Consider the following 21,615-nt stretch of genomic DNA (forward strand, 5'->3'; position numbering starts at 1 on the left):
GAGAAAAAAATAAACGTAATAGGATCGGATTCAATCGCTTTTCTTAGGATTTTTTACCTTCGAAATTTCTTGAACAAGCGGAGCTATCCAACATTTTAAGCCCAAGGTCGAATATTTGTGTCATTAGATTCCTCTATTATCACCGTAAAGAATGTAACTAAAAAATTCAAAGATGTAACCGCCGTTAGCGATCTTTCTCTAGAAATTAAAAAGGGAGAGTTCGTAGGTTTGCTTGGACCGAATGGAGCCGGAAAAACGACTCTGATCGAAATGTTGGAAGGGATCCAATTTCCGGATTCCGGAAAGATCCAAATTTTAGGCACAAGTTGGAAAGAGAGCGAAACTTTTTTAAGAAGTAATATAGGTCTCGCTCTGCAAGAAACAAGATTTATGGATCGGGCCACAGTTTGGGAAACTCTGAAATTATTCGGAAGTTTCTACAAGGCTCCTGAATCTAGACTGTATGAAATTTTAGAACTGACTAGACTTTCCGAAAAAAATGAATCCTTCGTAAACAGTTTATCAGGAGGCCAAAGGCAAAGATTAGCTTTAGGCGTTTCTATCATGAACAAGCCCGAAATTCTTTTTTTGGACGAGCCAACTACAGGTTTGGATCCCGGGGCTAGAAGAGATATCTGGAAAATCCTAGAGGATCTACGAGCTTACGGAACTACGATGATCCTCACTACACATTATATGGAAGAAGCGGAAGTACTTTGTGACAGGATCATCGTAATGGATAAGGGCCGGATCTTGGACCAAGGATCTTTAACTCACCTTTTAGGAAAATTAGGCGGAGGAGAAATTGTCCGTTTTTCTTTGGAGAATGGAACGGATCCGAGTGGATATCTTCCTGAAAAAGGAAAATTCAAATTCAGTTGGAATTCCGATTCGAAAGAAGGCAGGATCTACGTGGAGAGAATTACGGATTATCTTCCTGCCATGTTGGATTCCTTTTCAAAGTCCGGGATCGTTTTAAAAGAACTAGAGTGTCATAAAAAGACCTTGGACGACTTATTCCTTTCGATGACAGGAAGAGGATTGGAAGAATGAAACAAATCTATCATTTAGTCACGATTCAATTAAAAGAATTTTATCGGGAACCTGGGATCCTATTCTGGGCATTCATATTCCCGATAGCGATCGCAGGCGTGTTAGGACTTGCATTCACTTCTAAAGGGGTGCCTCAAACGAGAGTTGCCGTCATTTCCTCTTCGCATGATGCAAACGGGTTATCAACAAAAATCGAAAAAGCATTTTCTAACTCTTCCGGTGGGAATTCCAACGGATTAGGTGTGATCGTTCCTCAGGTGCTTGCGGAAGAAGAAGCGATCAAAGCCCTAAAAAGAGGAGAGATCAATCTTCTCGTGCAAGAAGATGAAAAAGGAAATTTAGAATTTTCCTTCGATCCGAATAATGCAAATGCGCAGAGAGATTATCTCCTTCTTTCCAATGCTCTTTTGAGTATGCAAGGAACAGAACAAGGTAACTCTAATATCCGAAAACTGGATTCGAAAGGAACAAGATATATAGATTATCTCGTACCTGGAATGCTCGCTATGGGGGTCATGAATTCTTGTCTTTGGGGAGTGGGCTGGAATCTCATCGAGATGAGGATGAAAAAACTTTTAAGGAGAATGTCCGCAACCCCAATGAATAAGTTGGCGTTTGTAATGTCTTTCTTCTTCACTCGGATCTTTGTTACGACCGTAGAATCGATCATCTTCTTAACGTTTACATTTACCGTTTTTGAAAATGCCTTTTTCGGATCAATACCGGCTGCACTTTTGATCTTTCTGACCGGAAATTTCGTATTTGCATGTATCGGTATCTTTGTCGGTTCCAGAGCACAAAGCTCTCAGGTAGGGAATGGGCTTGTGAACGCTTTCACCTTTCCGATGATGGTCCTTTCCGGGATCTTCTTCAGTTATAAAAACTTCCCGGATATCGTACTTCCGTTCGTAAAACATTTACCTTTGACCTTGATGGCGGATACTTTGAGAGCCATATTTATAGAAGGGGCAGGACTAACGGAAATCGTTTATCCCTGCGCGTTTATGGTCGTGATCGGATTTTTCTTCTTGGGTGTTGGGCTTCGTATATTTCGCTGGTCTTAAACACTTCAATCTACAAGGAGAACGGATGAATTCTGAATGGAAACAATGGGTTTATGAGAAAACCGCAAAACCTTTCTTCTTAAGCATTCATCCTGAATCCGCTCACTATCTTGCCCAAAATCTACTTGGGCTTTCTAAAAAGCTTCCGTTTGTGTTTCCTGTTTTGGAATCGCTAATGACCTACTCCAGCGATCGTTTGAAAACAAAGGTCGCAGGGATCGAATTTGCAAATCCAGTCGGACTAGGCGCGGGCTTTGATAAGACTGGAGAATTATATCCGTTTCTTTCTAGATTAGGTTTCGGTTCGATTGAGATCGGAACGATCACAGGCCAAGCACAACCTGGAAATCCAAAGCCTAGGATTTTCCGATATGCCGAAGACGAGGCTTTGATCAATCGAATGGGATTTAATAATCCCGGAGCGGATGCTGCCGAAGAAACCATCCGAAAGCAGAAAAAGAACTGTGTAAGAGGGATTAACGTAGGCAAAACAAAAATTGTCTCGGAAGAAGACGCGGTAGATGATTACGTATATTCTCTAAAAAAACTCACCGCCCATGCAGACTATGCGGTGATCAATATCTCTTCTCCCAATACTCCCGGTCTTAGGAATTTCCAAAAGAAGGAAAACTTTACCAAGTTGATGGAAGGCATCCGAAGCGGTTTAGGCGGAAAATTTCCGATCCCTACTTTTGTAAAATTTGCTCCCGATATGGAAAAAGAAGAATTGAAGGGCCTGCTGGAACTCTTACCCGACTCTAAATTATCAGGTGTCATTCTCACCAACACAACAATAGACAAATCGGTCTTATCCAGATACCCGAACGTAGAAAAAGAAGGCGGAGTTTCCGGAAAACCGCTTCGCCAAAGGTCCACAGAGTTTGTTCGCTATGCCTACTCTATCTTACAGGGAAGTCTTCCTATCATAGGAGTCGGCGGGATCGACTCGGGAGAAGCAGCCTTAGAAAAAATTTTAGCGGGAGCTGACCTAGTCCAATTATATACAGGCTACGTTTACAACGGACCATTTTTGCCTGTTAGAATATTAGAATATCTAGATGGAATTCTGAAAAAAGTCGGAGCGAGGTCGATCGGCGAATTGGTAGGTAAGAATAAGATTTGATCTTATTCTTCTGGGATTTTACATTTTCCTTTTTCGTCCCATTCCGCTTTCCAAACGGCGGAGTTTTGCTCCTTCACCAATCGAATTACTATGTCGGAACAAACCGTTTTAGAACCGTTTTCGGAAATTTCGAAGTCTCCCTCGTATCTGAACCAAAATTGTTCTTTATTGGGAGTCAGATTCTGTCCGAATTCCGGTTCCGTTAAACGAATTGAATCTACCGATTTGGATCTTCCTTTCTCTTCTAAGATCGCATCTTCTACAATTTGGTAAAGTTCGTCTTTTGTAGGCGGTTCCTTTCCGGGTTCCGTAACAACTACAGATCTTGCCATTCCGATGTCGGAGAAGACCCAACCTTTTTCTCTTATGAATTGATAGATCACTCCAACCGGAGTTTTGGTCGTCTGGCCTTCTTTTTTCCGACTAGTAACGAAGAAGGAAAATTTATATCTGAGATCTGCAGGTGCGTTCTCTTCCGGAGATTCTTTCTCTATCAGCTTAGGCTTTCCTACCGCTTGAACGGAGAGTATTCTGTCTCCTGGGAATTTTTTAGACCATTGATTTTGTAATTCTTTTTTAGCCTTTTCCTCATCAGGAGTTCCAGCAATTTGTGAAGAAAGGTTTGTGGCAAAGGATATTAATAGGACCACCCCGATAATATACATCTTTGACATAGCTCATGAGTTTTATCGTCGGGAAAGATCCTTGTCAATGAAATTCCAGATTTGAAGCTTTATCGCGGAGGAGAGGATTTTTGAAAGAGATTCATCTCATTAGACATTCTAAATCCGATTGGAGCGATACTCATTTAAAGGATAAGGAACGTTCTTTGTCTAAGAGAGGTCGTAAAAACGCGCGATTTTTAGGAAAATATGTGAAGAAGGTTTCCTTTGTTGCGGATGTCGCCCTTGTTTCGCCATCCGTCCGAACTTCTGAAACTTGGAAGATAATACAGAGTTTTCAGAATATTACGAAGGATACAAAAATTATAAGTGAAATATATGAGGCGGAGTATTCCGACTTACTTAGGATTTTAAGAGGTCTACCTTCTAAAATTAACAATGTAGTTTTGATAGGCCATAATCCGGGAATGGAAGATCTTGCGAATTATTTATTATTAGGAAATAATCCCGACTCTCTTTTCGAAAAATTTCCCACTTCTTCTTTTATAAGTTTAGTGACGGATCAGAAAGATTGGGCGGATCTGGGAAGACAAAGTTGCAGACTCAAAAGGTTTTGGATCCCATGAAGAATAATACTTCAAATTTTAATAATATACCGTTTCAGACATTGTTTAATGAAGAGATGATCTCTTCTAGAGTAAAAGAATTGGGTTTGCAAATCGCAAACGATTACCAAGGCAAAAATCCCGTTTTTGTATGCGTTCTAAGAGGCGGGATTTACTTCTTCTCCGATCTGACCAAAGCGGTTCCCATCCCGATAGAATTGGATTTTATACAGGCAAAATCTTATGTTGGAATGGAATCTTCCGGAAACGTAGAATTAATTAAAGACTTGGATTCGGAGATCTCAGGCAGAGATATTCTAATTGTAGAAGATATCGTGGATACGGGCCGTACACTGAAATTTTTGATCTCTCATATTCTATCCAAAAAACCGAAGTCACTGGAAATCGCTTCTTTGTTATTTAAAGAAGGGGGAGAGGCAGTCGGATATCCGATCAAATATATAGGCTGGAATATAGGAAAAGAATTCGTGATCGGCTATGGGCTGGATTACGACGGCAAATTCAGGAATCTACCGGGAGTATTCATTTATTCCGAAGAATGAGAAACATTCTCCTGCTTTTTGATCAGAGTTTTTAATCCAATGATGGAAGTTTCGAGATCTTGGATCTTCGGTAAAAACTTCTCCCCGTCCAAAAAACCTTTCCCTTCATTCCTGCCAAGTTCGGAATAGATTTCTGCACTCAGATCATGATAGGCCTTTTGCAAACTGATAAAGGACGATTCTAAATGTCCGGGAGAGAGAGCCTTTTTCTTTACCTTATACTTGCGGAATAAAGAAAATCCGAATTTAAACACTACGAAAAAGTAAGCGGGAAGAAGAAGTGTGAGTGCAGTCTTTATGACAGCAAAAATTTCCCAAGACTCGGAAATCGTGTGACTTAAGAAAGATCTAAGTCCTGAGATAAAAACCACAGAGATCGTATAGTTCACTCTTGGCGTAGATGGAGATAAAGTATTGATAACGTATAATATAGGCAGGGAAAGTATTAAAACCAAGACCAAATCGACAGGAAAGAGATTTGAAATCAAATCCAGAAAATGAACGATGGCCTTATAGGTTCTCACCAGGTCGTCCACGGATTGGTTTAACCTGTCAAAGTCCGCCTTTAGATTGGAGAAAAACTGGGTGATCTGGTTCATTAATTCGCTCCCTAGAATTCCAGGATGGGAAAAGAGAACAGCCCTGTCTCGAAAGCTGCAAGAACTTTCCTTAACCAAAAAGCTCTTCCTGATATATTCCGTTTTCGCGTTATACTTTCTATTTTATCACGAAGCACATCTCCCATTGTTATGGATGATCGGTCTGGCTTTGATCGGCTACCTCGTATCCGGTATCCTTTTTTGGGCTATCGTATTCGCATTCCGAAAACTAGAAACTAAGATCGTTTTACCCGCAATTTTTGCGGAAGTAGGAATTGAAAGACCCACGATCAAATTGGTTCCATGGGCGGAAGCTTCGTTTTTCGCTTTTTCAATATTGGCATGTTTACTTACGGGATTTTTCGAGAATAGATCCGGTATTCTTTTCTTTTTGGTTTATGCCGTCGGAGTTTTAAGTACTAGATTTATTGAGAACAAAACATATTATAAAATTGGATTATTAGGAATGGTGGTTTTAGCCGCCGGTCTAGTCAGTTTTAAAAGTTTGCAGAAGGCTGAGATTTTCGTGGCCTACTCCATGTTCAAACCAGATTTCGAACAAAAGGATCTGAGTCGTTGGAATTACAACGAGGAAAATCGGACCTTACATAATGAAGATCTAAAGCTCAGTATTCTTTTACCGGACGAGTTTTACTTTCATAATCCTCAGAATTTGAATTTGGAAGATAAGACCGGTATAGGACAGATTGCTGGTATCATATCTTCCAGTGACTCTGATCCGAATCGTTATCCTGTAATAAGGATCTTTTTTATTCCATTCCGATTTGACGACGAATCAGAACTACTTTCGCAATTCAAAAAATTTTTGGATCTTCAATTACAAAGGGGAGATATCCAAGAATTGAACGAATTAGAAAGAGAAATTTTTGAAGATAGATTTTTTGGGACCTTTTGGACATTCTACGATGTTCTCAGGCCGAGATATGCAAAAACCGGAATGTTCTTTTTAGCAAAACATAAACAACCTTATAGTCTGGTCTTTATTATAGACGAAAGTTTGATCAAAGGAAGAAGGCACGAAGAATCCGTGGAAAAGATCCTGACTAGCGTAAAGATAGAAGAATAGAATTCCTAACCGATCGTTACGTAATCTAAATGATTCGCTATATGCATTGAATGAGCGAGTTCATATTCTTGTTTTGTGAGTTTGCCGTACGCAAAGTGCGGAGCAAGTTCCCCATTATAATTGGAGAATGTTGAGATCGCCTTTTTTAGTTCCAAAATACTTTCTGAAAGCGGAATACCCGCTTGTAAAACATCCGCACCGGGGATCGGTGCATTTAGGTCATGGGACATCTTTCCCTTTCTAGAAAAATTCCAAAAAGCGATTTTACCAAGAGTGTTTTGAAATAGTTCGGATTTATTTTCCGGATACCCTTTTATCGAGTAGTAAATACTTTGAGCACAGTGCAACAACACTTGGCTCGGATCCCAATCTCCATAGGGAAGGACTGTTTTTGCTTGAAGTAATTTTGCGAGTTCGATTTCCACTTCGGAGAATTTTGAAAATTGGATCCCTCTCTCCTTTATTCCATAATGAACACTCGCGCAAGAATCCAATAAAGTTCCGGAACTTGTTAGAATTCCGATAGCCGCGGCTTTCTGAATAAATTTTTTCCTGGAAAAATTAACATCCGACATTAAAGTACCCCTACTCCTATCTTTCTATTAACTAATGCGAAGGATTTGGTGAGTCAAGGATTTGATTATTCTTGGGGAGGGTTTCCGATATACTTCGCTCTGGGGCGGATCAAATTTCCGGATTCATATTGTTCCATAGCATGAGCTAACCAACCCGCGGTTCGACCGATCGCGAAAATTCCGATGCCGGCACCTTTGGGTAATTTGAGCATTTTGGATACCAGTGCGAGTCCTGCATCGATCGTAGGATAATCTTCCAAGAGTTCTTCTATCTGTATTATGAATTGTAGATATAATTGTGCATCCGGATCGTTTGGAAAAGATCTAGATATCATTTCGATTAACTTTCTACCTCTAGGATCTCCTTTTTTATATAGAGGGTGGCCAAAGCCCGGGATATTTTCTCCATTTCTTAATTTTTCTTCTATGAGTTGTTTATCTTTCTTTTTATTTCCCGTTACTTGGGCAAGAAGAAGAATCGCTTTCTCTGTGAGCAACCCATGTTTGGGTCCGGATAAAGCGGCGAGTCCCGCGAGTACTACTTGGTAAAGAGAAGCTTCACTAGAAGCTACACATCTTGCGGTAAAAGAAGAAACATTCAACTCATGGTCGGCGGAAAGGATCAAAGCCGCTTCTAAAAGTTTTAGTTTAGCTAAATAATTCGGATCTTCTTTTTTTCTAGAAGGATTCCAACTACTTAAAAGTGTTTCTGAAATTTTTCCTTCCGATCCAGTTTTGCCGGAAGAAAATAGAGTTAGATATCTTAAGATAGAAGAAGAAGTTTTTTTGAAAGTTTTCGTATCTTTACGGAATGCCTTTGCATCTTCATATTCTAAAAAAGGAAGTAAGATCCTAGAAATATCTAAGATAGGCCGACCCTCTAATAATTTTAGGATTTTAATACATTCTTCGGATAATATCGGCCAATCGGATTCGAATGGATTTATTTCTTCCGCTTCCCAAAGTAAACAAGCTACATCCTCAAAACCTTCGTTCTCCGAAAGATCTAAAACGTTTTTACCCCTGTAGAAGAGGGAGTTTTCTCCGAGTAATGTGATAGAAGATTCTAATACCGGTTGTCCTAAGGACAAAGCCGTTTTGGCGGTCTTTCCAGGCTGGCTTCTTTCTTCTCTTCTGAGCAATAATTGTTCTATATCTTCTCTTCTATAACGTTTACTTCTATCCTTATGGCCTCCCGACTCGGAATGCAGTAAGCCGCGACTAACGTATGAATATATGGTTTGTACCTCTACTCCTAAGGCAGAGGCGGCTTCATCCGCGCTTAAGAACGGTTTTTTAGTAGAAAAAGCCATATATTGACAATATAATCAACATTGACTAATGTTTGTCAACCCGCTAAACTCGAATGGAAAAAAGGAGAAATAGAATGTTAGTCTCTGAACAGGAAAAAGAGAAAAATTACAGCCCGGGTTTAGAAGGAATACCTGCAGCAAGGACCAAACTTTCCCAAGTCGATGGGAAAGGAGGAAGGTTGATCATAGCAGGTTATGCTGTGGAAGAATTCGCCGGAAAGGCAGTCTTTGAAGAAACTATTTTTACACTTTGGAACGATAGAAGGCCAATGCCAACCGAAACCAGTTTGTTCTCGGAGGAACTCAGATCTTCCAGAAGATTTTCGAAAGTGATACGAACCATTATAGAGGAAGCCGTATATGCGAATCTTCCGTTAATCGATATTTTACGGATCGGATCCGCGGCTCTTTCTTTAGGTTCTCAAAAAGAAGATCCCAGAAAGGATGCGATGGCAGTTCTTTCCACATTTCCTTTGATCGTCGCGTGGGCTTTCCGTTTACTGAAAGGCCAAGCTCCCGTTCTTCCTAGACAAGACTTGGACATTGCGGCAAATTTTCTCTACATGCTGAATGGGAATGATCCCGATCCAAGAAACGTTCGGGCTTTGAATACGTATCTGAATACGGTTTGCGACCATGGATTGAATGCTTCCACATTCGCAGCGAGAGTGATTATCTCCACCCAGTCCGATATGATCTCGGCGGTAACAGGAGGATTGGGTGCACTAAAAGGGCCTTTGCATGGAGGAGCTCCGGGGCCCGCGTTAGATACCGTATTTGAGATAGGAGCGAAGGAAAATGCGGAGAGGGTGCTGAGAGAAAAATTAAAGCATAACGAAAGACTAATGGGATTCGGGCATCGGATCTATAAGGTCAGAGATCCTCGTGCGGATGTTCTCGCAAAGGCGGCGAAAATCCTATATGATACGGATGAAAAAAGAGAGTTTTATGATCTTGCGATGTACGTGGAAAAAACAGCATTGGACTTGTTGAAAGAATACAAGCCGGACCGAGTGCTCCAAACCAATGTGGAATTTTATACTGCGTTACTTCTTCATGGTTTAGGATTCCCGACCGAGATCTTTACTCCCGTATTTGCAATGGGAAGAGCGGCAGGTTGGACAGCTCATTGTTTCGAACAAATGCAGGAAAGAATATTAAGACCGGATGCGATCTATACGGGAGAAGATGGAAAACTTTGGAATTAGAGCCTGTCTCAAAAAAACTTTAAAATAGTCTTGGAGTGAGTAATTTGCTTTGCCTTCCGCTTGCAAGTTCTGTGCAAATTTCCGGGTGGCTTTGCTCTCAAGCAGAACTCACTCTAAGAAATCGTTTTGTATAGGGCCTTTGATATAGCTGTCATTATCGGGAGATTATTTCTTTCCCGTATAAACAGATCATTTTCTGGAGATTTTATTTCTACCCTCAATTAAATCCGTTTGAACAACGGAAAGAGGATCGATCATCGTTCCCAAAACTCTAAGCCCCAAATGTAAATGAGGTCCGGTGGACATACCTGTCGATCCGATCCTTCCGATCAAATCTCCCTTCTTCACTTTATCTCCAGTTTTTACTAAAATTTCCGATTGGTGCATGTATAAGGAATACAATTCCAAACCGTGATCAATTACCGTGAAGTTTCCTTCATAATACATAGGTCTTGCTAAGATCACTGTACCGTCATTGATCGCATAGATCGGATCTCCTATACCACCTTTGAAATCGGAACCTCCATGAGGACGGCCTTTCTCTTTGTTGTAGATCCTACGTTTGTAAAAAGGGCTATTTAAGATCGGGTTATGAACAGGATATTCGAAATCGGATTCTACTTGAAGATCGGACTTAGATTGGAATGCCTTTGCCTTCGCATCGGAACATTCTTTGATGAAAGCTTTTGTTTCTTCCGAAAGTTCGTCGCTAGTATACTGTTTGTCCATGGTAAGATGGGAAACTTTAGAAGTCGCAAAGTAAGTCTTTTGGACCGGAATCTCATACTTTTTGGAATCGTTTTTAGTAAAAAGACGTTTCTCTGTTAATTCCAAAACTCCATAAGATTTTGAAAATTCGGGAGAAATAGGAAGAAAGGTGAGGATATAACCTTCTTTTTGCGAAAATGGGATCTCTTGTCCCTCCCAGTTGATCGTAAAATTTCCGAGTTTATCTAAAATTTTAGGTAAAGGTTTTATTTTTAAGAATAGAAGTTCTCCTTGCGCGAACTTTCTTCCTGCAATAGAAAAAGAAAACAGTTCTTCCTGCTTCTCTACGATCTCACCTTTTATTCTTTTTCGTGTTTTCTTTTCGGAGACTACCTGCTTTGGTTTCCCTTCTTCTTTCTTCTTTTCCGATTTAGAATTCAAGACCACCTGATTCAGTTTGGGAAATACGGAAGCCTTTTTAGGTTCTTCCTTTTTCTTTTGCTCTTTTGTAAAATTTAGCGAACTAGAAAAAAGGACTAAGGACACAAATATGAGGATATTTTTTGAAAAACTACACATTGGAAAAAACAGTCCGACCAACGGGACATTCTTATAATCGGATAAGACGTATATTGATACAGAAATATTTTTCCAAAAATAGGAAGAATCTATTCTTCCGATAAAAACGAAACAAGTTCCGGATTTAAAATTTCAGGGATCTCATGATGGATCCAGTGAGTACCTTTAGAAAAGAAACGAACCGAAGCATTTGAAAATAATTCCAAGGTTTCTTCCGCCATTTCCTTCGCTAAAAATCTGTCTTTTTCTCCCCAGAAAATCCAGGTCGGGACTTTGATCTTTCTGGTTCGGATCAATTTAGGAGGATTTTTTACCGCTGCCCGATACCAATGCAGCATAGACTTCACACATCCAGGGATTGCCCATGCTTGCTTATAAAGTGAGATTTCTTCGGGGGAAAACGCACCTTTCATGGACGTTTTTGTTAGGGACCTTTCTAATTTTCTAAAATTCAATCTGGAAAGTAAGAATTCAGGCAACCAAGGGATCCGGAAAAAGAGAATGTACATACTCTTCTTTCTTTGGGATTTATCAGAAAGTATTTTTCTTTTCATGATCGTAGGATGAGGGACATTAAGAATACAAGCTTTTCTAAATCGTTCCGGAAATTTCGAAAGAGTCCAATATGCTACCGCTCCTCCCCAGTCATGAGCGATAATATCCGTTTTAGAAATTCCATACGCATCTAAAATCGAAACGATGTCTTCCGATAGAATATCCAATCCATAGTCCGAAATGGATTTAGGTTTTGAACTTCTTGCATATCCTCTTTGATCCGGAGCGATCACTAAATATCCACGCTTTGCAAAATAGCCGATTTGGTTTTTCCACGCGTAAGAAAATTCCGGAAACCCGTGTAATAACAATAATGGTTTCCCGTTTTTAGGTCCTGACTCTAATAAGAAAAATTTTTGTCCGTTTGTATTCAAATATCTGGACCGTACTTCCGGAAAATCGGAAGGAAACGGAAAGGTAGAGTCCTTTTCTTGTAATTCGATAGACATGGTAGATGAATCTATAATGTATTCGTCTTTCTTTCAACTAAGAATACTTTTTACGAACATAAACGATCGTTTATTTTTTACTTGAGAGAATATCTGAAAGTTTTATATTTTCAGAATGTTATTCAAGAATCGATTTTTAGACGGTATTGAAAGAGGAGAAATCACTATCGCTTTTAGAAATTGGAGAAGACCAAGCGTAAAGGAAGGTGGGACTCTTCGAACCCCTGCCGGGATTTTGGAAATTATAAAGGTGGAAAGATATTCAATTTCTAAGATAAAGAACATTGAAATCAAAAACGCCGGTTACGAATCTTTGGAAGATTTGCAAAAGGATCTATATTCTAAAATTCCCGGGGAATTATATAAAATTGAATTTAGACTAGTTGGGCCTGATCCCAGAATTAAATTAAGGCAGGAAACTTTCGATTCGGATCAAAATTACGAAATACTTAGGGCTCTTTTGGATTCTTGGGATAAAAGATCCAAACATGGTGTTTGGACAATTCCTCTCTTAAAATTAATCCGCAAATATCCTTCCATGAAAGCCGGAGATCTATCCTCCAAAATTGGAATCGAAAAAGAGGAGCTTAAACTTTTAGTAAGAAAACTGAAAAATCAAGGTTTAACCGAAAGTTTAGGAACGGGATATAAATTATCTCCTAGGGGAGAATCCTTTTTAAAAAAAATATACTAAATGTATCTTTATAGATATTCCGCTAATTTTCGATGTACATCGTTCGGCCAATCGGTTAGACTTAAATTATTAAGAGAAGCGAATCCATGTAAAAAATCTGCTGAACATCTTCTTTCTTCCTCACAAAGTGCTTCCACATGGATCAAAATATTCTGGCGCCTAAGGCGTTTTACTTTTACTCGAAATTCTAAGATATCTCCCAACTTTGACGGTTTATAAAATTTCGCTACGATCTTCATAGCCGGAATACCTTGATGATCCCGGCTTACCATTTGCGAAAATCCGTATTCGATCCCTTCTCTAAACCAGTCTTCTATCGCTTCCACGAACAAATTAAAGTATTGAGGTGTGAATACAACTCCTCCTGGGTCGCAATGTTGCATCCGGATCATCTTGTTTATGGTATAAATTTTATTCGACATATCGGATTCTTCAAAGAAACAAAGGAAAGACTGTTTTAGAGCGGAGAGCATGTCCACAAATCGAGAATGTAGTAAATCGATAGTCTTTAGCAGCCTCCGATTCTACTGGAGGGTTATCGCTAGTTACATCGCATTGATCCTGAGATACCCTTATAATACAAAGATAAACATCCGTCTCGTTTAAATATTGATATTCGGTACATCCTCTTTCCCAATGGGGTTCCGTACATGAATCGGTCATCATACTTAAATAGCTTACTTGATAATTAAAACCGGATTGGGTAAAAGTCTCGCATCTTTGAGCTAATTCATTTACTGCGGAGAATAATAGAATATGAGCATCTTTATGAAATATTTTAGATGGATTGCCTTTTTCTTTCTCTTCGTAGTATTCTTGAGGAATAGAACAATATGAAAGGAAGAGGGTTGTGAGGACGATCGCAGATTTATATAAATATCCTTTCATACCGTCCTCCTGAAGGGTAGATAGAAGTTATGCCCAACTCGGAAGAATATCTACAATTTTTTCAGAAAAAGATCGTCACCTTTTAGGACATTTAGATCTACCGGACCTTCTACTCCTTTAATTTTTGCTCTGCTATGATACTGCCATATAATCCAATTCCTTTTAAAAGAAGAAGGAGGATGCCCGAATATATCTCGGATCCAAACGGGATATTCAAGAAAGTCGTCCTTCAGATATAGATCTATAAATTCGTACGTAAGATATAATATGGGTTTCTTTTTATAATGATTTTCTAAAATGTTTAGAAAGTCGGAGATTTCCTTTTTTACATCCTGCATTGGTGGCCTTTCTTTACAATTTCCAACAAACTCTAGGTCCGCTACAGGAGGTAATGATTTCGGATCTTTTGGTACGTAAGAAATAAAATTCTCTGCCTGCTCCTTTCCGGAGCGGCACAAAGTGAAAAAATGGTAAGCCCCTACTCGGAGTCCTATCGAACTTGCCTCTTCCCAATTTCTGGAGAATGACTTATCCTTCCAATCACCGCCCTCCGTTGCTTTGATATAAACGAATCGGATTTTATTTTCAGGGATCTTCTTCCAATCGATTTTTCCTTGGTGATTAGATACATCAATTCCGCGAATCGGGTACTGTGTTTCGGAAGGATATACAAACCATAGAATTCCCTTATCGAGTGCAAAATACAAACCGAGAGAACACAGTAAGGACAGAAGTATAATCGGGAGAATTATTCGAAAGATTTTCATTTCAGTTTTCTGGCTAAGAAATCCTTAAGAATGCAGCTTTGAGACAATCCTTTTCTAAAATCTAGGATATCCAACACGATGTTCGTTTTAAAAAATTATGTCTCTTTCTTCAGGTTATCAGACTCGGCAAATTACCTAGCTTACTTTAAATAATTCCTACTGATTTCACTTCTCCACTTTTGCGTCTCGGAATTTCCAAAAAAACCCCTCATAAAATTCCGGATTCCGCCGAAACAAAGAACAGGGACCGGACAATGATATTAAATAAAGAGGAATGGTTGGATCGGGTGTCTTCTCTTTTCGAGGAAGAAATCCGACTGTACTCCGAAATCCTGGGGTTAGAGAAAGAAAAAACGGAATCGATCACGAAAGCGGACGGAAGAGCTTTGGAAACGATCTCTAAAAAGACCTACGAATTGATCGTCCATGCAAGCGAATTGGAAAGAGTTCGTATGTCGGCTATCCACGACGTTTATACTTCAGGTAATTTAGGAATTCCTAAAGAAGGTGAACTTACTCTTACTGATTTTTTAAATAAGATAGACCGTGAATCCGAGCACAAATTGAAACAACTCGGGACCAGATTAAAAGATACGGTGCATAGGCTGAAAGATAAGATCAAAGCCAATGACAAATTGATCCGAACCAGACAGGAATTTTTGAAGGCCACAATCGACGCGATGCGAACGAACGCAAACAGCGGAGAAGTCGCAGTTTACGAGGACGAAAATCCGAGCACAGTCAGGAACAAGAAGAAACGTTCCTCTGTGTTAGTAAACGCGTCCGCCTAAGGATTGGATAGGAGGGAAGAAGTATGGGATCCACATTCTCCGGATTAGAAATAGGTAAAAGAGGCCTTGCGGCTCATCAGCAAGCATTACAAACAACCGGCCATAATATTTCAAACGCGGATAATAAACATTATTCCCGCCAAAGAGTTGTTTTGCAAGCTACGGATCCTCTGTACGAACCTTCTTTGAATCGTGCTCACGTACCCGGTCAGATAGGCCAAGGTGTAGAGATCGCTTCCATTGAACGTGTAAGAGATAATTTTATTGATGATAGAATTATTGAAACATCAGGAGTGAAAGATTATTGGGCCGCAAAGAACGAATATCTCTACCAAGCTGAAAATATTTTTAACGAGCCTAACGGTACTACTCTTAGGACCTTAATGGATAAATTCTGGTCTTCTTGGGAAGAACTTGCGAATTATCCGGAAGATAATGCACATCGTTCCGTGGTTTTGGAAAAAGCCCAAGGTCTCGGAAGCAGAATGGAAGATGTGTATCGTAAACTTTCTCAACTGAGAGACCAAGCAAACCGCGAGATTGAAGCTCATGCGCTTCATTTGAATACGATCGGTGAGAATATCCGTACTTTAAACGAAAGGATCGCTAAGTCGGAAGCATTGGGCGATAGACCGAACGATCTTTACGACAAAAGAGACGCTCTTTTACAAGAGCTTTCCGGTTTGACAGACATCACGATCGGAAGAAGCGACGAAGATGAGCTGATGGTATTTATCGGCCAGCAGATCCTTGTCCAAGGCGGTAAGCTCAACCGTGTAGATATATTAGGAAATCCTTCTAAAGACGGTCTATTAGATCTATATTGGAAAGTAACGGGTGATCCGGTCCTTCTCCGCAAAGGAAGACTGCAAGGTTTGATCGAAGTTAGAGATAAAATTTTGGGCGAGAAGATCGACCAAGTGGATGCTCTTGCGATCAACGTGATGGATGTGATTAACGAGATCCATAAAGACGGTTTCGGTCTGAACGGAAATACGAATCAGAACTTCTTTGATATTCGTTCATTAGCTTTGAACACTTTCGGTGAATACGATTCGGACGGCGACGGTCAGAATGATATTACCGCTATCTTTAGAGTTACCGGTAAGAACACTCTGGATCCGGATCGTCCGATCGGGATCAGCGGAACTATGACCTTCTTAAAACCGGATGAAAAAGAAACTCAGGTTTTAATTCCTTATTCTGCAAACGATACATTGAACGGAATTATCAAACGTATCAACGCTTCTAAAGTTGGGGTTGTGGCTTATATGAATCACGACAACCAATTGGCGTTCAAAGCGACTGTCGCGGAAGATACTCCTAAGAAAAATTTCATTCTTAGACATATCGAAGATTCCGGGGAATTATTGGTCGGTCTGACCGGAATGCTGATGGCTTCCGGACCTTCTGGTGCTTACGATTACAAACGTCTGGGTGAGATCACCAAACTTCAATCTAAGCCGGAAGACATCACTTTATCTCCTCATTTTCATCCTTCTTCTCACTTTAAAGTGAACGAGCATATTGCGAATAACGTAGCAAATATCGCCGCGGCAAGAGGAAAGGATGTAGGTGGAACAGGCGATTATAATTCTCCCGGAGGTCATAAGGACGGAAGGAACGCTCTTTTAGTAGCTTCTTCCCTCAGAAACAATCCTGTGATGGTGGATTATTCCAAAACTACGGATGATTTTTATAATAGTCTGATCTCAAAACTTGCGACAGAAGCAAGAGAATCAAAACAAGAATTCGGGATCCAATCGGACCTCATGACCGAGCTTGAAAATATGAGACAATCGGTAATGGGTGTAAGTTTGGACGAGGAAATGGCCAATATGGTCCAGTTCCAGCACTCGTATAATGCGTCTGCGAAGATGATCAACACTATGAATGAAATTCTAGATACGATCATCAATCGTTTGGGCGCGTAATTCCGCCGGAATAGCAAGGAGGCGAAGCCATGATGCGGATCACTAACATGATGCAAAATAACACTTTGGTGAGGACTTTGAACCGTCACCAGTTGTCCTTGGACGAAACCCAAAACCAATTGGGTACAGGACAAAGGATTAGAACTCCTTCCGATGATCCGGGAAGAGCGACCAACCAAATGTTCTTCCGGTCTAGGATGAACGAGTTGGATACGTTCCAGGCGAATATTGACGACGGTTTCGGAAGATTACAACAGATCGACGGTGAATTGGATAGAATTGGAAATTTATTCCAAAGAGCAAGAGTTCTAGCGGTCCAAGCTTCCAACGGTATTTACCAAGGTGATAAAGGTTTCGAATTAGAAGTCGCTGTCGGTAAAGAGATCGATGAATTGTTAAGAGCGTTAGTCGATATTGCGAACACAAGAGATGCCACAGGAAGACCTCTTTTTGGAGGACATGTGATCGAAAGACCTCCTTTTGAGCCGATCGAATCCAAGATCAAAGGACTCCAAGGATTGGAATTAAAGAACCAATACATCGGAGTGGAATATCGTGGAGATATCGGAGAGCAGATTAGAGAGATCGAAAAGGGCGAATATATTCCTGTTACAATTCCCGGAAACAAAGTGTTTTGGGGAACTAACATGAGCGTTACCAGTCGCGTGGATAACTCAGGTTTCGTTGCAGTATCCGATCAAAAGTTCAAGATCGACGGAGTGGAGATCCAAGTTTCTGCCGGTGATACCATCGATGATATCATAGACAAGATCAATAACTCTCCGATCGAAGCTAAGGCGAATAAACTCGCGCAGGACAATATCAGTCTTAGTTCCACTGCACCCCACCAGATCTGGTTGGAGGATGTGGACGGAGGAACGGTTCTTAGAGATATCGGTCTGATCGACGCAGGTAATTCGGAACCCCCAAATAATTACAGCAAGTCGGCAACCGTTACCGGACTTTCCGTATTCGATGTGCTCATCCAATTCAGGAACGATCTCATCCAGAAAGACCAAGAAAGAATTTCAGGCCGTGATATCCAAGACTTGGATCTTGCTTTAGAAAATATTCTTCGTTATAGGTCCATAGTAGGTGCAAGGATGAATCGTATGGAGGAGCATTCTCAACGGGTTTCCTTCGATAAATCCTATATGACGGAGTTACTCGCCAAAAACGAAGGAATCGATTTCCCGGAAACTATCATGAATTTGAAGTGGCTGGAGACGATCCATCAATACGCACTTAACGTTGGTTCCAAGGTGATCAAACCCACTTTGATGGACTTTCTAAGATAAGAATGAGATTTCCCGAAATTTAAGTCGGGGAATTCTTCTTGTAGTGATTTGAAAAAAGTATAAACTTAGAGCGATGCTCTGAAAAACAGGTCGGTCGATGATTGAGATCCAAAGCAAACCTTTCGGAAAAATAAAAGTTTCGGAGCGACAACTTATCAAATTTCCGGAGGGACTTCTAGGTTTCGGGGGATATAAAAGTTTTGCCCTGATCGAAGAAGACGAAGAATCGGTATTCAAATGGTTGCAGTCCATCGACGAGGTGGATCTTGCTTTTGTAGTAATTCCTCCTTCTTTATTCAAAAAAGAATATAAACCCATTTTGAGCCAGGAAGAACTTTCCCAAATCGGGTTGCAGGATGTTTCGGAAGCTTTGACCTTAGTCATTGTGACGATTCCGAACGACGATCCTGCATCTATGACAGCAAACCTGCAAGGTCCAATTTTGATCAATAAGAAGGATTTGACCGGTCGCCAATTCGTATCACGCAACGAGGTTCATTCCGTTCGTGAAAGAATTTTGGAAAGCGCCACTGTGGAGATGTCCTAAGTGCTCGTACTAGCTAGGCGTACAAATGAATCCATTATCATAGGTGACGATATAGAAATCGTTATCGTAGATATCAAAGGGGATCAGGTAAAGATCGGGGTCAAGGCTCCTAAAGAAGTTTCCGTTCACAGAGCGGAAGTATACCGTGAAATCCAGGCTGAGAATAAAAAAGCCGCCGGTGCGAAAATTAAGCCGGAGGAATTGGGAAAAATTGGCAGCATGCTTAAAAAAACCGATTCGGGCAAAAAAGAAAAATCTTAAACTTCTAAGTTTCTTTCTAACCCTTCTATTTACGATTTCCTGTTTGTCTTCCCAAAGAAAGGGAATGGCTTCCTCTTCGGATTCAATCGTATTATATTATCTTAAAAAAAGCTCGGATACTCCACCCTTCTTACAAGCGGAGACTTGGTTGCCGATTGCCACTGGAGTTTTGACCGGTGCAGGACCTGACCAATTGGATAAGACGGAATTCCTTTCCAGGTGGGAAAAACTTTTTAAATTCACGGGTGTTGCGGATACTGGAGTCCTGAATTCGGAACCGATCCGATTATTTACGGAAGAAGAATCTTCCCGCTTGGGGGAATTATTATACCAAGCGGAAGCGGAGATTCCCGACGGGCTTCCGCAAGCGTACCAAGTCATTATTAAGAGGGAGGATCCGATCCGCCCTGGACTCAGGATCAGAAGAACGGTTTTTTATATTAGGAATAGTCCGGAAGGAATTATATTAGAGTTTTCTGAAATAGGACAGGTGCTTGATTTTCAAACCACTTATTCTTTTCGGGACTGGACCTTGATTCCGATTGTAAAGCCGGAGCCTTCTTCACGTAATTCCATTTATCTCCCTGAGATCCGTCCGGAAGGTTTGGATTATTTCAGTTTTGAAAGCGAAGGAGAGGAGGCAAGGAACCGTATCCTTGTAAAAAACGGTTTTTGGACTGGGAATCCTTCCAAGAAGAATGTCGGAACTCCTACAAAGAAAATCCCTAAAACGATTGAAGACCGGCTCAGGACTTTACAGGAACTTTTGGATAAGGGATTGATCTCTAAACAGGAATACGAAAAAAAGAAGGCTGAAATTTTAAAAGAGCTTTGATATAATAAGACCAGGAAACTTTCCAGCTTCCGGGTTTTATCGTTGAGAATATTATAAGAGCCTGTCCCAAAAGGTCCAGGCTCCTGAAGCCGGCGTTGTGGACTATAGTCGCTTCGCTCTTGAAGCCGGCATTGCGGACTATAGATTCTTAACTAACCCTACGGTCCCTCCGTAGTTTCCGAATTGTTCGTTATCTGTAGTCGAACTTAAGTTAGGAACAGTACCTGCTTCCACAACCTGTCCACCGGAAATGGAAGGTCCTTTCACTTCTCCTACGCTGAAATAGGTAAGCTGGTAGAATCCGCCGAATCTGATACCGAATGTTTCAAAAGGTTTCAGTACAAATCCTGTTTCAAAAGTCATAGTAAATCCGGAAGCTCCAGCAAAGAACCCGTCCTTGGACTTGAATGCGTTGAAGTCTAGACCGTTATACGCACCAGCAGTCGATCCAGTATCTATACCTAACTGAGCGGAGCTCAAGGACAAAGTTCCCCAGAAGAAGCTTGTATCACCTCGGAAATACCAGTTCATCCAACTCCACATAGGAACTGCGACACCGTAATCTAAGGAAAGTGTGGTAATATTGTATCTAAGATCTCCGAATCCGATCGCATATCCGGACATTCCGTCCGAACTTCCGGAGCTAAAGCCTGGGAGCTTAAGTCCAAAATTGGAATAGTCTCCACTAGTTTTACCTTGTCCATAACCGATGGAAAATTCGTAACTTACGTTATTCGAAGTGTTTAAGTTGAGAGGTCCCCAACCGTACTTTACTTTCCACTCGTTGGTGGTAGTGGTAATTTTATCTGTAGTATATCTATTAGAGGTACTCGTTGTTGTAGTCTCGGTCACGGATTTTTCCCCTAAAGAAGCAACGATACCGATGAAAGTATTATCAGATAACTGATGGGAATATCTGATCTTTGGAAATCCACCGCTTGGAGTCGTTTTGCTATCTTCTTTGAAGAATTCCGGTGTTCCCCCCAAAGCACTTCCGGCGATCCTGACACTATTTAAGATTCCATTAATAGATTGAGGTCCGCCTTGGTTCAAGCTTCCAGCTACTCCATCTAATTCTAAAATATGTAATAAACCATTTCCGAATGCACTTCCACTACTTGAGGGAGAATAAGAAGAACCTGTGCCTCCGATCGGAGTTTGGTCCTGTGGTGGTGGCTGTTGACTGTTGTTAGTAGGTTGATTTTTAGGCTGCCTTTGATTGTTCGGATTTCCTGTTTGTCCGAACAAGGAAAAGCAGACTAGATAGGCTGCTAGTAAAGCTAGAATCTTTTTTGTCATGAGGTGCCAGAGTAATAATTTTTTTCCCAAAACACCAATTAATGAGGAAGAGAGCAAGACAAAAAACAAAAGACCGGAGCGGCCCCCGAAAGGGCCGCTCACGTAGTGAGAATAGTGAAGAGAATTGGATATATGTTAACTATTTACCGGGTTATTGGTACTTAGGTAACAATCCATAAATACCATACCCATATAAC

24 protein-coding genes are annotated in these 21,615 nt (G+C 40.7%); 14 read left to right on the forward strand and 10 right to left on the reverse strand.

Translation table 11 applies throughout. The features are described 5' to 3' along the window. Positions 1-135 precede the first annotated feature (135 nt). From AB3N61_RS00440 to AB3N61_RS00450, 3 genes are read left to right on the forward strand one after another with little or no spacing between them, the layout of a single operon-like run. Positions 136-1,053 (forward strand): ABC transporter ATP-binding protein, encoded by a 918-nt coding sequence (locus tag AB3N61_RS00440; protein WP_412758417.1) that lies wholly within the window; start codon positions 136-138, stop codon positions 1,051-1,053. Continuing rightward, the gene (locus AB3N61_RS00445) at positions 1,050-2,117 is read left to right on the forward strand and encodes an ABC transporter permease (RefSeq protein WP_367898213.1); all 1,068 of its coding nucleotides are present in this window, start codon (positions 1,050-1,052) and stop codon (positions 2,115-2,117) included. Before AB3N61_RS00440 ends, AB3N61_RS00445 begins: the two co-directional genes overlap by 4 nt. Positions 2,118-2,142: 25 nt before the next feature. Continuing rightward, positions 2,143-3,240: a quinone-dependent dihydroorotate dehydrogenase gene (locus AB3N61_RS00450; protein WP_020769728.1), complete on the forward strand. Its 1,098-nt coding sequence runs from the start codon at positions 2,143-2,145 to the stop codon at positions 3,238-3,240. A 2-nt stretch (positions 3,241-3,242) separates the two neighbouring features. On the opposite strand, the gene AB3N61_RS00455 is transcribed toward AB3N61_RS00450, so the two are convergent. Next, entirely contained in the window at positions 3,243-3,905 is a 663-nt protein-coding gene (locus tag AB3N61_RS00455) for a hypothetical protein (protein ID WP_020769519.1), read from the reverse strand. Between the two features lie 89 nt (positions 3,906-3,994). Between AB3N61_RS00455 and AB3N61_RS00460 the strand changes: the two genes are divergently transcribed. Together AB3N61_RS00460 and hpt are read left to right on the forward strand one after the other, a co-directional pair. Continuing rightward, positions 3,995-4,489 (forward strand): SixA phosphatase family protein, encoded by a 495-nt coding sequence (locus AB3N61_RS00460; protein ID WP_367898214.1) that lies wholly within the window; start codon positions 3,995-3,997, stop codon positions 4,487-4,489. Then, positions 4,486-5,031 (forward strand): hypoxanthine phosphoribosyltransferase, encoded by a 546-nt coding sequence (gene hpt / locus AB3N61_RS00465; RefSeq protein WP_020769565.1) that lies wholly within the window; start codon positions 4,486-4,488, stop codon positions 5,029-5,031. Before AB3N61_RS00460 ends, hpt begins: the two co-directional genes overlap by 4 nt. Here hpt and AB3N61_RS00470 read toward each other — a convergent pair. Beyond that, positions 5,016-5,630, reverse strand: coding sequence for a hypothetical protein (locus tag AB3N61_RS00470; protein WP_020769900.1), 615 nt, complete (start codon positions 5,628-5,630; stop codon positions 5,016-5,018). The genes hpt and AB3N61_RS00470 overlap by 16 nt on opposite strands. On the opposite strand from AB3N61_RS00470, the gene AB3N61_RS00475 reads away from it, so the two are divergent. Continuing rightward, complete coding sequence (locus AB3N61_RS00475) at positions 5,629-6,717, forward strand: hypothetical protein (protein WP_367899115.1); 1,089 nt, start codon at positions 5,629-5,631, stop codon at positions 6,715-6,717. The two genes, AB3N61_RS00470 and AB3N61_RS00475, sit on opposite strands and share 2 nt — an antisense overlap. Positions 6,718-6,722: 5 nt before the next feature. Here AB3N61_RS00475 and AB3N61_RS00480 read toward each other — a convergent pair whose 3' ends face one another. Together AB3N61_RS00480 and AB3N61_RS00485 are read right to left on the reverse strand one after the other, a co-directional pair. Beyond that, positions 6,723-7,292, reverse strand: coding sequence for a DUF1569 domain-containing protein (locus AB3N61_RS00480; protein WP_020769459.1), 570 nt, complete (start codon positions 7,290-7,292; stop codon positions 6,723-6,725). Between the two features lie 65 nt (positions 7,293-7,357). Further along, positions 7,358-8,605 (reverse strand): citrate synthase family protein, encoded by a 1,248-nt coding sequence (locus AB3N61_RS00485; RefSeq protein WP_020769553.1) that lies wholly within the window; start codon positions 8,603-8,605, stop codon positions 7,358-7,360. A gap of 74 nt (positions 8,606-8,679) precedes the next feature. On the opposite strand from AB3N61_RS00485, the gene AB3N61_RS00490 reads away from it, so the two are divergent. Beyond that, positions 8,680-9,813, forward strand: a complete 1,134-nt coding sequence (locus AB3N61_RS00490) for a citrate synthase/methylcitrate synthase (protein WP_367898215.1) — start codon at positions 8,680-8,682, stop codon at positions 9,811-9,813. A 189-nt stretch (positions 9,814-10,002) separates the two neighbouring features. Here AB3N61_RS00490 and AB3N61_RS00495 read toward each other — a convergent pair whose 3' ends face one another. Both AB3N61_RS00495 and AB3N61_RS00500 read right to left on the reverse strand, forming a co-directional pair. After that, a complete protein-coding gene (locus AB3N61_RS00495; RefSeq protein ID WP_367898216.1) occupies positions 10,003-11,100 on the reverse strand; it encodes a M23 family metallopeptidase in 1,098 nt (365 codons plus the stop codon). An 89-nt stretch (positions 11,101-11,189) separates the two neighbouring features. Further along, entirely contained in the window at positions 11,190-12,104 is a 915-nt protein-coding gene (locus AB3N61_RS00500) for an alpha/beta fold hydrolase (RefSeq protein WP_367898217.1), read from the reverse strand. Between the two features lie 115 nt (positions 12,105-12,219). On the opposite strand from AB3N61_RS00500, the gene AB3N61_RS00505 reads away from it, so the two are divergent. Continuing rightward, on the forward strand, positions 12,220-12,798 hold the full coding sequence (locus AB3N61_RS00505) for a hypothetical protein (protein WP_020769822.1): 579 nt from the start codon (positions 12,220-12,222) through the stop codon (positions 12,796-12,798). A gap of 8 nt (positions 12,799-12,806) precedes the next feature. Here AB3N61_RS00505 and AB3N61_RS00510 read toward each other — a convergent pair whose 3' ends face one another. The 3 genes from AB3N61_RS00510 to AB3N61_RS00520 are packed head-to-tail and all read right to left on the reverse strand — an operon-like array spanning position 12,807 to position 14,453. Next, positions 12,807-13,220, reverse strand: coding sequence for an acyl-CoA thioesterase (locus tag AB3N61_RS00510; RefSeq protein ID WP_367898218.1), 414 nt, complete (start codon positions 13,218-13,220; stop codon positions 12,807-12,809). Positions 13,221-13,230: 10 nt separating this feature from the next. After that, complete coding sequence (locus tag AB3N61_RS00515) at positions 13,231-13,686, reverse strand: hypothetical protein (protein WP_367898219.1); 456 nt, start codon at positions 13,684-13,686, stop codon at positions 13,231-13,233. A gap of 50 nt (positions 13,687-13,736) precedes the next feature. Next, positions 13,737-14,453 (reverse strand): GH25 family lysozyme, encoded by a 717-nt coding sequence (locus AB3N61_RS00520; RefSeq protein ID WP_020769801.1) that lies wholly within the window; start codon positions 14,451-14,453, stop codon positions 13,737-13,739. 254 nt (positions 14,454-14,707) lie between these two features. On the opposite strand from AB3N61_RS00520, the gene AB3N61_RS00525 reads away from it, so the two are divergent. The 6 genes from AB3N61_RS00525 to AB3N61_RS00550 all read left to right on the forward strand — a co-directional run bounded on the left by AB3N61_RS00525 (position 14,708) and on the right by AB3N61_RS00550 (position 20,119). Next, positions 14,708-15,244, forward strand: a complete 537-nt coding sequence (locus AB3N61_RS00525; protein WP_036089457.1) for a flagellar protein FlgN — start codon at positions 14,708-14,710, stop codon at positions 15,242-15,244. A 23-nt stretch (positions 15,245-15,267) separates the two neighbouring features. After that, the gene (gene flgK, locus AB3N61_RS00530) at positions 15,268-17,178 is read left to right on the forward strand and encodes a flagellar hook-associated protein FlgK (protein ID WP_367898220.1); all 1,911 of its coding nucleotides are present in this window, start codon (positions 15,268-15,270) and stop codon (positions 17,176-17,178) included. A gap of 32 nt (positions 17,179-17,210) precedes the next feature. Next, entirely contained in the window at positions 17,211-18,476 is a 1,266-nt protein-coding gene (locus AB3N61_RS00535; RefSeq protein ID WP_020769503.1) for a flagellar hook-associated protein 3, read from the forward strand. Between the two features lie 97 nt (positions 18,477-18,573). Beyond that, positions 18,574-19,023 carry a flagellar assembly protein FliW gene (gene fliW, locus AB3N61_RS00540; protein ID WP_020769770.1) on the forward strand — a complete coding sequence of 150 codons (450 nt, stop codon included), beginning with the start codon at positions 18,574-18,576 and terminating at the stop codon, positions 19,021-19,023. Continuing rightward, complete coding sequence (csrA, locus tag AB3N61_RS00545) at positions 19,024-19,284, forward strand: carbon storage regulator CsrA (protein WP_020769544.1); 261 nt, start codon at positions 19,024-19,026, stop codon at positions 19,282-19,284. Positions 19,285-19,348: 64 nt separating this feature from the next. Beyond that, complete coding sequence (locus tag AB3N61_RS00550) at positions 19,349-20,119, forward strand: SHOCT domain-containing protein (protein ID WP_412758381.1); 771 nt, start codon at positions 19,349-19,351, stop codon at positions 20,117-20,119. A 138-nt stretch (positions 20,120-20,257) separates the two neighbouring features. Here the strand turns inward: AB3N61_RS00550 and AB3N61_RS00555 are convergent, their stop codons facing one another. Continuing rightward, positions 20,258-21,418 carry a hypothetical protein gene (locus AB3N61_RS00555; RefSeq protein WP_020769578.1) on the reverse strand — a complete coding sequence of 387 codons (1,161 nt, stop codon included), beginning with the start codon at positions 21,416-21,418 and terminating at the stop codon, positions 20,258-20,260. Positions 21,419-21,615: the final 197 nt, after the last annotated feature.

Origin of the sequence: Leptospira sp. WS58.C1 (assembly GCF_040833995.1) — a bacterium.
Classification (GTDB): Bacteria; Spirochaetota; Leptospiria; order Leptospirales; family Leptospiraceae; genus Leptospira_B; species Leptospira_B cinconiae.

Excerpts from the sequence above, each read along its gene's own strand:
- AB3N61_RS00445 (WP_367898213.1), top strand. The coding sequence starts at position 1,050 with ATGAAACAAATCTATCATTTAGTCACGATTCAATTAAAAGAATTTTAT.
- AB3N61_RS00450 (WP_020769728.1), top strand. The coding sequence starts at position 2,143 with ATGAATTCTGAATGGAAACAATGGGTTTATGAGAAAACCGCAAAACCT.
- AB3N61_RS00455 (WP_020769519.1), bottom strand. The coding sequence starts at position 3,905 with ATGTATATTATCGGGGTGGTCCTATTAATATCCTTTGCCACAAACCTT.
- hpt (WP_020769565.1), top strand. The coding sequence starts at position 4,486 with ATGAAGAATAATACTTCAAATTTTAATAATATACCGTTTCAGACATTG.
- AB3N61_RS00470 (WP_020769900.1), bottom strand. The coding sequence starts at position 5,630 with ATGAACCAGATCACCCAGTTTTTCTCCAATCTAAAGGCGGACTTTGAC.
- AB3N61_RS00480 (WP_020769459.1), bottom strand. The coding sequence starts at position 7,292 with ATGTCGGATGTTAATTTTTCCAGGAAAAAATTTATTCAGAAAGCCGCG.
- AB3N61_RS00485 (WP_020769553.1), bottom strand. The coding sequence starts at position 8,605 with ATGGCTTTTTCTACTAAAAAACCGTTCTTAAGCGCGGATGAAGCCGCC.
- AB3N61_RS00490 (WP_367898215.1), top strand. The coding sequence starts at position 8,680 with ATGTTAGTCTCTGAACAGGAAAAAGAGAAAAATTACAGCCCGGGTTTA.
- AB3N61_RS00495 (WP_367898216.1), bottom strand. The coding sequence starts at position 11,100 with ATGTGTAGTTTTTCAAAAAATATCCTCATATTTGTGTCCTTAGTCCTT.
- AB3N61_RS00500 (WP_367898217.1), bottom strand. The coding sequence starts at position 12,104 with ATGTCTATCGAATTACAAGAAAAGGACTCTACCTTTCCGTTTCCTTCC.
- AB3N61_RS00505 (WP_020769822.1), top strand. The coding sequence starts at position 12,220 with ATGTTATTCAAGAATCGATTTTTAGACGGTATTGAAAGAGGAGAAATC.
- AB3N61_RS00510 (WP_367898218.1), bottom strand. The coding sequence starts at position 13,220 with ATGTCGAATAAAATTTATACCATAAACAAGATGATCCGGATGCAACAT.
- AB3N61_RS00515 (WP_367898219.1), bottom strand. The coding sequence starts at position 13,686 with ATGAAAGGATATTTATATAAATCTGCGATCGTCCTCACAACCCTCTTC.
- AB3N61_RS00520 (WP_020769801.1), bottom strand. The coding sequence starts at position 14,453 with ATGAAAATCTTTCGAATAATTCTCCCGATTATACTTCTGTCCTTACTG.
- AB3N61_RS00525 (WP_036089457.1), top strand. The coding sequence starts at position 14,708 with ATGATATTAAATAAAGAGGAATGGTTGGATCGGGTGTCTTCTCTTTTC.
- flgK (WP_367898220.1), top strand. The coding sequence starts at position 15,268 with ATGGGATCCACATTCTCCGGATTAGAAATAGGTAAAAGAGGCCTTGCG.
- AB3N61_RS00535 (WP_020769503.1), top strand. The coding sequence starts at position 17,211 with ATGCGGATCACTAACATGATGCAAAATAACACTTTGGTGAGGACTTTG.
- fliW (WP_020769770.1), top strand. The coding sequence starts at position 18,574 with ATGATTGAGATCCAAAGCAAACCTTTCGGAAAAATAAAAGTTTCGGAG.
- AB3N61_RS00550 (WP_412758381.1), top strand. The coding sequence starts at position 19,349 with ATGGCTTCCTCTTCGGATTCAATCGTATTATATTATCTTAAAAAAAGC.
- AB3N61_RS00555 (WP_020769578.1), bottom strand. The coding sequence starts at position 21,418 with ATGACAAAAAAGATTCTAGCTTTACTAGCAGCCTATCTAGTCTGCTTT.